An 11,540-nucleotide genomic window follows, 5' to 3' on the forward strand; every position below is an offset into this window, starting at 1 on the left:
AAGTTGATCTTGCCTAACTTTCGGGATTTCTTTAGTTCAACTTATATAGACCTGTGTCTACCGGCTAAGGGCCAATCATCTTAGGCTTTAACCGCTCCCAGCGTCATCCCGTCGACAAAATAGCGCTGCAGGAACGGATAAACGACCAGAATCGGAACGGTAACGACGATGGTGATCGCCATTTTGATCGATTCCGGCGACACCTGTGCCATCTGGTTGGCCAAATCGTTGGCATTGGCCATGTTCGCGCCTTGGTTGGTGCTTTGCAATATTTTCATCAATTCGTATTGCAGTGTCGTCAAATGCGGTTTGCTGCCGTTGTACAAATACGTATCAAACCAGGAATTCCACTGGCCCACCGCCAGGAACAAAGCGATCGTCGCCAAAACAGGCTTGCACAGCGGCAGGATCACTTTGTAGTAAATCGTGAAATCGTTGGCCCCGTCGAGCTTCGCCGATTCCTGCAGCGCATACGGCAGTCCGTCGATAAACGAGCGGATCACGAATACGTTAAAGGCGCTGACCAAAGTGGGCAGAATATAAATCCAAAACGTCCCGATCAGTTCGAGGTGACGCATCAGCATGTACGTCGGCACCAGGCCGCCCGTGAAGTACATCGTCAGGGCCAGGAACGTGGATACGAATTTGCGCGATTTGAAATCGGGCCGGCTGAGCGTAAAGGCCAGCATCGAAGAGCTGATCAGCCCAAGCACGGTGCCCAGCACCGTCCGGAGGATCGTATTTTTGAAGCCCTGAATCAGGCTGGTATAACCGAAAATCGTTTCGTAGTTTTTCCAGGTGAATTCGCGCGGCCAGATATAGATGCCGCCCCGGACCGTATCCGTCGAATCGTTAAGCGATATCGCCAGCACGTTCAGGAAAGGGTACAACGTGATGATCAAAATGACCGACATTAGAATAAAGTTGAAAACATTAAACGCTTTTTCGCCTCTGGTGAGGTTAAACGCTTTGCTTCTGCTTGCCATTTATGTTCCCTCCCCCTACATAATGCTTTCTTTCGTCGTTTTCTTCATAATGCCATTGGCTGCGAGCAGCAGGATGATGCCTACAACCGAAGTGAACATGCTGATCGCCGTACCGTACGAGAAACGGCTGATATTAATGCCGTACTTCAGAGCATACATATCCAAAACTTCGGAATAATCGGTAACCAGCGTATTGCTGAGCTGGAACTGCTTCTCGAAGCCGATGCCGATCAAATGGCCGATCGACATAATCAGCAGCACCGCAATCGTTGTCCGAATCCCCGGCAGGGTGATGTTCCAGATTTGCCGGAAACGGCCGGCCCCGTCGACACGTGCGGCTTCATAAAGCTCTTTGTCGATCCCCGTAATCGCCGCCAAATAGATGATGGCGTTCCAGCCGGTTTCCTTCCATACATCGGAAGCGGTTACAATCCCCCAAAACCATTTCCCTTGCGACATGAACTGAATCGGCTCGTTGGTAATATGAAGCGCCATCAGCAGCTCGTTGACGATCCCGCCGTCGTTGGAAAGCATTTTCGTGATGATCCCGGCTACAACGACCCAGGATACGAAGTGCGGCAAATAGGAAACCGTCTGTACCGTACGCTTGAAAAATTTGCCCCGCAGTTCATTAAGCAGCACCGCAAAAGCGATCGGAAAAATAAAATTTGCAATCAGCCCCATAACGCTCATGGCCAGCGTGTTTCTTAGCACGAGATAAAACCTCTCGTCCTGGAACAACTCCACGAAATTATCGAACCCCACCCATTTCTGGTCGGTAAAAGATTTGGCCGGCTTATAATTCTGAAAAGCCATCGTCCAGCCCCAAATCGGAACATAGTTAAATACGAACAACCATATGACAAACGGCATGGACATCAAGTATAAATACTTTTGCTGCGCTAAAGTCTGCCAGGTACCTTTTTTCCGCTTCTTTTGCGGCTTTGGGGCAACGCTTACATTAGTTCCGGGCTTTGATGACGGCGTTTCCACAGGTTCGAGTCCCCCCTTCATTTCTATAGTTCAATCATAAGCGAAGGGAGAAAACGGAAATACCCGACAGATTTCAAACAAAACCATATAAAAATTAGACATATTCCGGAATTGTAAAGGTGATTTCCGTTCCGGAGCCAGGCGTGCTGGCTATTTGAAGACCGTGCTCCTCCCCATAGGACAACACCAATCTTTGATGGACGTTGCGCAGGCCGATCCGCGTCCGCTGCGATTCCTCGGCGGCGGAAATGGAACGCTTCACTTCCTCCAGACGCTCCGGCGTCATCCCTATTCCGTTGTCTTTGACGGTCACATGCACCAGCGCTTCTTTCACTTCCACCCTGACCTCCACGTTAACGCCGTCCTCCTTGCCCTCTACGCCGTGAACGACGGCATTTTCCACCAGCGGCTGAATGATGAGCGGCGGCACTCGGATGTCCTCCGCCGCCGGATCGATCCGCAGCTCGTACTTCAGGCGGTCCTCGTAGCGGAATTTCTGGACCTCCAGGTAGGAGCGCACCATCTCCAGTTCCTCTTTGAGAGGCGTGTATTCCCGGCCGACTTCAAGGCTTTTCCGCATCATTTTCCCGAGCAGGCGCACGACGTTGGCAATCTCTTTATCCCCTTTCAGATGCGCGTTCATCCGGATCGATTCCAGCGCATTGAACAGAAAATGCGGGTTGATCTGGCTGGCCATCATTTTCAGCTTGATTTCCCGCTGCGCCAGCTCCAAAGCGTTGTTTTGCTCCGTTTTTTCCACCACCTGATGCATCAGCTGATTGATGCTGCCGACCATGTAGTTGAATTGGCGCGACAGCTGCCCGATTTCGTCGTTCCCGTCAATAGGGGATACTACGGTCAGGTCCCCGAGCGCCAGCCGGTTTAAGTGGCGGCTTAACCGCAGCATCCGGCTCGTGGTCAAAAAAGAAACGATATAAACGAACACGAAAGCGATAAGCAGGACGAGTAAAATGATCCCCATTCCAAAAAGGCTGACCGTATTGGCGCTCTTGACGATCGACTCCGTCGCAAACACGGAAACGATCTTCAGCCCGTTCATGCTGGAATCGGGAAGCAAGGTATCCACCACCAGGTAGGAAGGCGCGCCCCCGACATCCGCCTTGAAGGTCCCTTTTTGCAGGTCCCGCAAATCGGTGCCGAAATCGAGCGATTCCAGCGTCGTGCCAACCAATGACGGGTTTTTCGCAGCCACAACATACCCCTGCTCATCGGCGATAAACGTTTCAAAAGGCTCCTGCCGCAGCATCCGGTTCAGTTCGTCCTGATTCAGAACAACCATAAGCACTCCGCTTTTCCGCGTGCCTTCAAACGAAATCTGGCGGACGAGGCTTAATTTGCGGACGGGAAGCTCCTCATCCTCTTTGTCGTTAATATAAAACCAGCCGATCCTTTTTTCGGAAACCGCCCGCCGGTACCAGTTCGCCGACGCGGTCTGCTCATCGACCGGTATAAACTCGAGGTTGTTGATTAATGTGGGATTGTCGAAATAGAACCGAATCCCCGAAATTTCCCGGTACTGCCTGACGTAGCTACGAAAATCGTTATAGTTCAGGTAAGCTTTGGTCAGCTCAAGCACCGACGGATAGCGGGTAGTGACGAGGGCTTCGAGTTTTTTATCCAGCACAAAAATATCCGAGATGTCGCTGGGCACACGAAGCATCGACGCCGCGCGCGATTTCACTCTTTCGACGTTGTTGGTGGTCTGGGCGATCGCCCGGTCCATCGCCTGATTGCGGAAGTATGAGGTGACGACAGCGCCGACAATCAACACGGGAATCATCACGACAACGATATAGGAGATCAGCAGCTTATGCTTAAGCTTCAAATTGTTCGTGAACTGCACGATTTTACCTATCACAGGAATGAATAACCTCCTTAAAAGGAAAATATCCCCTCTTGCCAAGGGGAAAAGGGGATATTTCCAGGCGGCCGTTCGTACGGTCCGTCTGTCCGTGTTTAATTGTACACCCTCGTGCTCCGGCGCCGCGATAGACAATGGAGCATTATTTCAAGGTGATTTGCAGCTCCGCCTTGCCGGTGAGCGCGGCCACTTCAATGGTTCCGTTCGCAGCGAGCGTTCCGCCTTGTACGGAGGCGATTTCGCCCATGCCGTGCAGTGCGGCGCGGAACGGTTTGCCGGCGCCTTCGGCGCTCAGCGTTACAACGTTGCCATTGCGGGATGCCGTCACGTTCAGCTCCGCGGCCCCTTTGGCATTGCGCACCGTGCGGGATACCGCGGCGCCGTCGGCCAGCTGATACAGGCCGAGCTCTACGCCGTCGGCATAATCGTAATCGGGACGCGTGTCGTTTGCGCCGGTGGCCAGGATCGAGTTCGGGCGGACGAACAGCGGCAGGCTGAAGAAATCGTGCTTTTCCTTGCGCCATTTGCCGCCTTCCACCGTTTCTCCGGTCAGCAGATGCGTCCATTTGCCTTCCGGCAAATAATACGTGACAGCGCCTTTTTCACTGAATACCGGGGCCACAAGCAGCGAGTCGCCCAGCATATACTGACGGTCCAGCGTATCGCAGGCGGGATCGTCCGGGAATTCCAGGAACATCGCCCGCATCGTCGGCACGCCCTGCTCTGTCGCTTGCACCGCCGTATCGAACATATAAGGCATCAAGCGGCATTTCAGCTTCGTGAAAAAGCGGGTGACGTCGACGGCTTCGTCGTCGTATGCCCAAGGCACCCGGTACGAGCTGCTGCCATGCAGGCGGCTGTGGCTGGACAGGAGGCCGAAGGCGAGCCAGCGTTTAAATACGTGGGCCGGCGCCGTGTTTTCGAATCCGCCGATGTCATGGCTCCAGAAGCCGAAGCCGGCGAGTCCGAGCGACAGGCCGCCGCGCAGGCTTTCCGCCATCGATTCATAATCGGCGTAGCAATCGCCGCCCCAGTGAACCGGGAACTTCTGGCCGCCGACCGTTGCGGAACGGGCGAACAGGGCGGCTTCGTTTTTGCCCAATTTTTCTTCCAACACTTCAAATACGACTTTATTGTACAGGTACGTATAGTAGTTGTGCATTTTCACCGGATCTGCGCCATCGTAATAAACGACATCCGTCGGAATCCGCTCGCCGAAGTCGGTCTTGAAAGAATCGACGCCCATGTCGACCAGTTCGCGCAAGTAGCCGGCAAACCATTCGCAAGCGGCTGGGTTCGTGAAGTCCACAAGCGCCATGCCCGGCTGCCACAGGTTCCACTGCCATACGTCGCCGTTTGCTTTTTTCACCAAATAGCCGTTTTTCTTGCCTTCCTCAAACAGGCGGGAGCGCTGGCCGATGTACGGGTTGATCCAAACGCAAATTTTCAACCCTTTTTCCTTCAGGCGTTTCAGCATGCCGACCGGATCCGGGAAAACGCGCTCATCCCACTTGAAGTCCGTCCAGTGGAACTCCCGCATCCAGAAGCAGTCGAAATGGAAGACATGCAGCGGAAGATCGCGCTCCGCCATGCCGTCCACGAAGGAGTTTACCGTCGCTTCATCGTAATTGGTCGTAAACGAGGTGGTCAGCCAGAGGCCAAAGGACCAGGCTGGCGGAAGCGATGGTTTGCCGGTCAGATCGGTGTATTTGTTCAGCACGTCTTTCGGCTCGGGACCATCGATCACGAAATATTCCAGCGATTCCCCGGGAACGCTGAACTGCACTTTTTTCACTTTTTCCGAAGCGACTTCAAACGAAACCGCCCCCGGATCGTTCACGAGTACGCCATACCCCTTATTGGTGACGTAAAAAGGAATGTTCTTGTACGCCTGCTCGGAGCTGGTGCCGCCGTCCTTGTTCCAGATATCAACAACCTGGCCGTTTTTTAGGAATGACGTAAAGCGTTCGCCGAGGCCGTATACCCATTCTCCGACACGCAGATCCAGTTCCTCGCGCATATACGTATTGCCATTTGACTCCGTTGCATGAGCCATCGACTTAAAGCGGCTGCCGGTAATTCGCTCGTCACCACGGTAGAAATCGACCGACCATTGCGGGCCTTTGTTGATGCGGACGCTCAGGCTGCCGCTTTTTAGTTCGGCATATTGCTCGTTTTCAGTAATTTCCACATGGGCTCCGCCTTCGTTGAGCTCGAAGTGAGGACCATGGTCCACTACGCCGGCAAAATGGATCAGCTTGACACCGATCACGCCGGGAAGCGGGGAATGGAATTGCATCGTAAGCAGCGTTGTATTGATCATGTCGCCCCGGCCGCGCAGCGGCGTCGTTGAAGCGGAAGCGATCAGCGTGTTGTTTTGGACTTGAAAATCGTAAGCTTGTACTGCAGGAGATAAGGTAATTCCATCGCGAATCATCCAGTTGCCATCGGTAAATTTCATTTTTCAATACCGTCCTTCCTCATATCGCATTGTTTTACGGTGAAAAACGTTCTATACTTGCATTATACTGATACGCAACACAATAAACTAACATAATTCGACGTTATTATAACACTATATTGATGAGGTGATCATAGATGGACCAAGCGCTCCGCCGCGCTTTGCACGAGAACAAAAGCCACGGCACGCAGAGCCTGCCATTTGGCACCTACTGGTACCGCTTCGGGCCGGGCGAGCATGTCATCGACTGCCATTGGCATGAGGAAGCCGAGTTTTTTTATTGCCTTGAAGGGGAAACGCTGTTCCAGGTCGACACCGATTATTTTCCGGTCCGCGCCGGGGAAGCGGTGTTTATCGACGGGGGCGACATTCACGCCGCGCATGCACACGGGGATCAGGGCTGCACTTTTTTCTCCCTGGTGTTCGATACGCAGCTGCTGGCCAGCGCCCATTATGACGCAGTTCAGGAAAATCTCATCCTTCCCCTGCAGGAACGGAAAGCGACGTTCCCCCGCCATATCCGGCGGGAGCAGCCTTGTGAAATTTCGCTGCTCGAGCACATCCTCGCGATGATGCGAAGCTGCAGCAACGAAACGACCGGCTACGAAGGCGCGGTGAAAGGCCATCTGTATCTGATGCTGGCCGAAATCGCCGCCGAAGGACGGGCCGTCAGCCGCATAGCCAGCAGCCGCAGCGAATCGTCCAAAATCGAGCGGCTGAAAACGGTCATTTTGCACATTCAGCAAAACTACGGCCATCCGATCCGCCTCGCGGAGCTGGCCGCGCTGATTCCGATGAGCGAAGGGCAGTTTTGCCGCTTCTTCAAGTCGATGACCCGGCAGACGCCGATCGATTACATCAACTCGTACCGCATCCGCCAGGCTGCCGAGCTGCTGCGCGAGCCGGAGCGGAAAATATCCGACATCGCGCTCGAGGTCGGCTACGACAACATCAGCTACTTCATCCGGGTGTTCCGCAAGGCGATGAACTGCTCGCCTTCGGAATTCCGCAAAAAGCTGCAGGGGCCGGTCGAGGCTTAGGGCGTGGGCGGTGCACCGGGCGGGTGCGGTGCGCTGGGCGGCGGCGGGGTTGCGCTGTGACGCTAGGCGCGGCCGCCTAGGGCGGCGGGGCGCGGTGGTGCGGGCCCGCTCGCGGCAGTGGCGCTAGGCGCGGCCGCGAGCGGCCTCGCTCACACTAGTGGCGCCTGCAACCGGCAACCGGCTGGAGCGATACGCTAGCACCTATGACGCGAGGCGGCGGGTGCCTCCGGTACAAGACGCGGTGTGCCCCACTTGCAGCAGTGGCATGTTGCGCTTGAGGCAGGGCCAGCTGTGACGCCATGCGCGGGGCGTCCCGCGCCCTAATGTGGCGCTTGCGCCGGCGGGCGACCGGGGGCGGTTCCCCCGGTGCCATCCGGCAAGCGCCGCTTTGCGGGCCGCCCATTCCGTGAAAACATAAGGGCAAAAAATACCGCTATTTCGGCGCTCCCCCCTACTCTGAGTCAAATAGGGGACATTTATGTCGCTATTTTCTCACCCCGCTGGGAGTTAGCCGCATTTCACACCGCTCATTGGAGAATAAGGCCATAAAATTCCGCTAATGGTGATGAACATGCTCAATCTCGGAAAATAAGACCATAATTTTCCGCTATTTTTATGAAAGAGACTTAGTCAGGGTAGTGTTTCACCGTTTCATTCCCATAGTTGCCAATTCCCCATCTTTGAACCCGCCTTTTTAGCTGATACGGAACCGGCTGATTTGCACTTCGCCTTTGAGGTGAAGGTATACACTGCGGCGGCCTGATGCCCCTGTTACCTGCGCGGTTACCGTCGTCCAGGCCTGGCGGCCGCCGGTCGGCAGCACCCGGCACGTTCCGGCGGCTTCTCCATCCGGCAAGTCGAGCGTGATGACGATCTCCCCGCCCTTGAGATGCCCTGAAACTCTCGCTTCGAACTCCGACGCCCCTGCGCCGAACTCCACGTCACGGAAAGCGATCCAACCGCAACCGCTGTACTGAGTGGTACGGATGCTCTCGCCGCCCTCGCGGCATTCGTCGATGAAAACCCCGTCGTAATCGTCGTAATTCACCGCTTTGACAGGCTCGCGGAGCGAGCGCGGCGGAACCGTCTCACCTTCAACCCGAAGGGTTGCGGCAGCCGCGATATGGCCTGAGGACGGTCCGACCATAATCGTATAGTAGCCAGTTTCCACGCAATACCGTTCGCGGGTTACGTCCCAAAAAGCGAGCTCGGAAGCTTTCAATTCCAGCGTGACCGTCTTGGACTCGCCTGCCGCCAAATGAATCCGCTTGAAACCTTTAAGCGTCTTCAGCGGCCGAGGGACGCGGGAGGCTTCGGCCCGCACGTACAATTGAACAACCTCGTCTCCGTCCAGCTTTCCGGCATTCCGGATGTTCACCGATACGGCGACGGTGTCATCTTTCCCTATTTCCGCCCGGCTCAAGGACAATCCTCCGTATTCGAATGTCGTGTAGCTCAGCCCATGCCCAAAAGGATACAGCACTTCCCCGTCAAAATATTGGTAGGTCCGCTTCCCTTTAATAATGTCGTAATCCATAATATCCGGAAGCTGATCAACCGACTTGTACCAGGTCATGTTCAGCCGGCCCGCCGGGTTGTAGTCGCCGAACAGCACGTCGGCTAAGGCGTGCCCCAGCTCTTGCCCCGCATGGGACGTAAACATGATCGACGGGACATGCTCCTGCTCCCAGTTCACCGCAAACGGATACCCGCCGACGATGGCGACAACCATTCGCGGATTGGCCGCTTTAACGGCTTGAATCAGTGCCTGCTGGGCTGGCGGCAGCGTAATGTCCGGCCGGTCGGTCGTCTCTTTCCCATTGATAAACGGGCTGTTGCCGACAAACACGATTGCCGTGTCCGCGTTCTTCGCCGCTTCGACGGCTAGCTGTACACCGCTTTGCACCACTTCTACGATAAATCCGTCTGCTGCGTAGGCAACGGCTTTTTCGTTGGAGGTGTTGGTTCCCGCGCTTACTACAGCTCCTGCGTCAACTATTGCATTTGCGTCAACCTTTGTGGCTTCTTCCCCGTCTCCACCAGTTGCCTCTTCACGGTCCGTGTCAATGTTCATATATCCTTGGACGCCAACCGACACCGGTTTGCCCTCCCAAGATTTCATCCGCACGGAGCCGTCTTCCTGCGTTTCGAACCCAAACGCTTCCTTCACGAACCAGCCGCGCGCTTCGTCCGCCATCGCCTCAAGCCGGCCCGATTCGCTTTCGGTGACGAATTTCCCGCTGCTTAAAGCCCGCAGCGTAATCTGCCCCCAGCCCCAATCGTTCCGCTCAAACACTTCGGCCTGTTCCGCGTTTTCGCAGTCCGCAACCAGCGCAGCTCCGCCCGATTCGCCAGCGGCGATGGCGACGTATTTGCCGGTCGCCGCCGAACGCAGGCGGATTCGATCCAGGCCCGTTGTAAATTGCACCGGACGGCCGTTCATTTTCTCCGTCACGCCCTGCAGCGGAGTTACGCGGTACGGCGGCGTACCGCTGTACCAGTCGGTGAACGCCTCGTCCGCCAGCGGGCCGATCACCGCCACTGAAGCCGCGTCCTTGCCCAGGGGCAGCAGGCTGTCGTTTTTCAGCAGCACGACCGATTCGCGGGCCGCTTCCAGCGCCAGCGCGGCATGCTCCGGCGCGCACAGCTTCGATTCCGGCACATGGCCGTACGGATTCCGGTCCTCGGGATCGAATTCGCCAAGCCGGAACCGGACGCGGAACGTGTTGCGCAGCGCGCTGTCCAAATCGGCCTCCGTCAGCAGTCCCTGCTCCAAAGCGTCACGCAGCGCCTGCTGCGAGATCGGCTGATCGTCCGTAATGCTGTCGATGCCGGCCTTAATCGAGCCGGCGACCGCTTCGGCGTAAGAGTCCACGTAATGGTGGTCCATCACGGTACCGAGCACGTCCCCGGCATCGCCGACGACAAAGCCGTCCATGCCCCATTCGCCTTTGACGATGGTTTTCACCTCATGGTTGAAGTTGCAAGGCGTCCCGTTGATGCCGTTGTACGCCGTCATCATCGAACCTGCGCGCCCGTCGCGGAAAGCCGGCTCAAACGCCTTCAAGTAATATTCCCGCTTGTTTCGCGGATCAATGCTGACCGATGCGCTTCCGCGATCCGCCTCATTGTTGTTGCCATAGAAATGTTTTAAGGTAGCTACGGCTTTGTAATAAAAAGGATGATCCCCCTGCAGGCCTTTGACGAGCCCCGTCGTCAGGGCTCCCGTTAAATGCGGATCCTCCCCGTAAGCCTCTTCAGTGCGCCCCCAGCGCGGGTCCCGCTCCATATCGACCGTCGGCGCCCAAATCGTCAGCCCGTTAATGGCCGGGTCGCGCTGGTAATAGACCCGCGCCTCGTCCCCGATGACGGAGCCGATTTTTTGCAGCAGTTCGGGGTTCCAGGTACAGGCCAGCCCCGTATTTTGCGGGAACACTGTCGCTTCGCCAAGCCAGGCCACGCCATGCGCGCCCTCCGTGCCATGCTTGTATTTGTTCACCCCAAGACGTGGAATATTCGTCTGATATTGGCACATCAGCTCGATTTTCTCTGCGAGGGTAAAACGCGATATCAAATCGTCGACCCGTTCCATCAGCGGAAGATCCGGGTTTTGATAAGGATAACTCATGTCACGACCCCATCCCATTTTGATTTTCCGGTTTGTAAGCGCTGCACAAATCACGCGTTCCAAAACCGCTTTCGTTTCATCCCCCCCATCATACAATGCTCCGAAAGCGCTTTATACAACGATAATTAGTCATGTTTTCATGTAAAAATCTAGATTATCTGCTTAAGGAGAGGAGAAATGATATGAAACGCAAACTAAAAATCGTTGTTACGGGGATTGTACGGGCGTTTCCAAAACGAAATAATGGCCTTGTCGACGGACAAGTTGATCTCTGAGGTCAATATCCGCTGTCCGGACGCTTTGCACGATTATCCCGTTTGATCCGGAAGCAGAGAGCAAGTTAAATTCAGAAAAAGAAAATAGATCTTGGAAGGAGCAGACATGTTCGAGATCGTTAGACAGGTTTGTGAGAAAGAGGTTTGTTGAGAAGGAGGTTTAGGAGAAGTGAAGCAGACCTGACGGGAGGAATGGGGCAAGACACCGAAAAAAATGAAAGGACCGTGATTAGCCCCTACCCTTATCCCCTGAACAAAAGGAATAATCGTGCAAA

General features: G+C 55.2%; 6 protein-coding genes. 1 reads left to right on the plus strand and 5 read right to left on the minus strand.

Annotation, left to right across the window (positions count from 1 at the left end; all coding sequences use genetic code 11):
• Nucleotides 1-80: 80 nt before the first annotated feature.
• The 4 genes from EHV15_RS31020 to yicI form a co-directional block, all read right to left on the minus strand.
• Nucleotides 81-986 carry a carbohydrate ABC transporter permease gene (locus EHV15_RS31020; protein ID WP_128634658.1) on the minus strand — a complete coding sequence of 302 codons (906 nt, stop codon included), beginning with the start codon at nucleotides 984-986 and terminating at the stop codon, nucleotides 81-83.
• A gap of 15 nt (nucleotides 987-1,001) precedes the next feature.
• Complete coding sequence (locus EHV15_RS31025) at nucleotides 1,002-2,000, minus strand: ABC transporter permease (RefSeq protein ID WP_128634659.1); 999 nt, start codon at nucleotides 1,998-2,000, stop codon at nucleotides 1,002-1,004.
• A gap of 73 nt (nucleotides 2,001-2,073) precedes the next feature.
• Nucleotides 2,074-3,780: a cache domain-containing sensor histidine kinase gene (locus tag EHV15_RS31030; RefSeq protein ID WP_128635631.1), complete on the minus strand. Its 1,707-nt coding sequence runs from the start codon at nucleotides 3,778-3,780 to the stop codon at nucleotides 2,074-2,076.
• A gap of 223 nt (nucleotides 3,781-4,003) precedes the next feature.
• Entirely contained in the window at nucleotides 4,004-6,322 is a 2,319-nt protein-coding gene (gene yicI / locus EHV15_RS31035; protein ID WP_128634660.1) for an alpha-xylosidase, read from the minus strand.
• A gap of 137 nt (nucleotides 6,323-6,459) precedes the next feature.
• On the opposite strand from yicI, the gene EHV15_RS31040 reads away from it, so the two are divergent.
• Nucleotides 6,460-7,362: an AraC family transcriptional regulator gene (locus EHV15_RS31040; RefSeq protein ID WP_128634661.1), complete on the plus strand. Its 903-nt coding sequence runs from the start codon at nucleotides 6,460-6,462 to the stop codon at nucleotides 7,360-7,362.
• A 694-nt stretch (nucleotides 7,363-8,056) separates the two neighbouring features.
• Here the strand turns inward: EHV15_RS31040 and EHV15_RS31045 are convergent.
• Complete coding sequence (locus EHV15_RS31045) at nucleotides 8,057-10,990, minus strand: glycoside hydrolase family 3 protein (protein ID WP_128634662.1); 2,934 nt, start codon at nucleotides 10,988-10,990, stop codon at nucleotides 8,057-8,059.
• Between the last annotated feature and the right edge of the window lie 550 nt (nucleotides 10,991-11,540).

The sequence above is a fragment of the Paenibacillus oralis genome (assembly GCF_003863965.1).
Taxonomy (GTDB): Bacteria; Bacillota; Bacilli; order Paenibacillales; family Paenibacillaceae; genus Fontibacillus; species Fontibacillus oralis.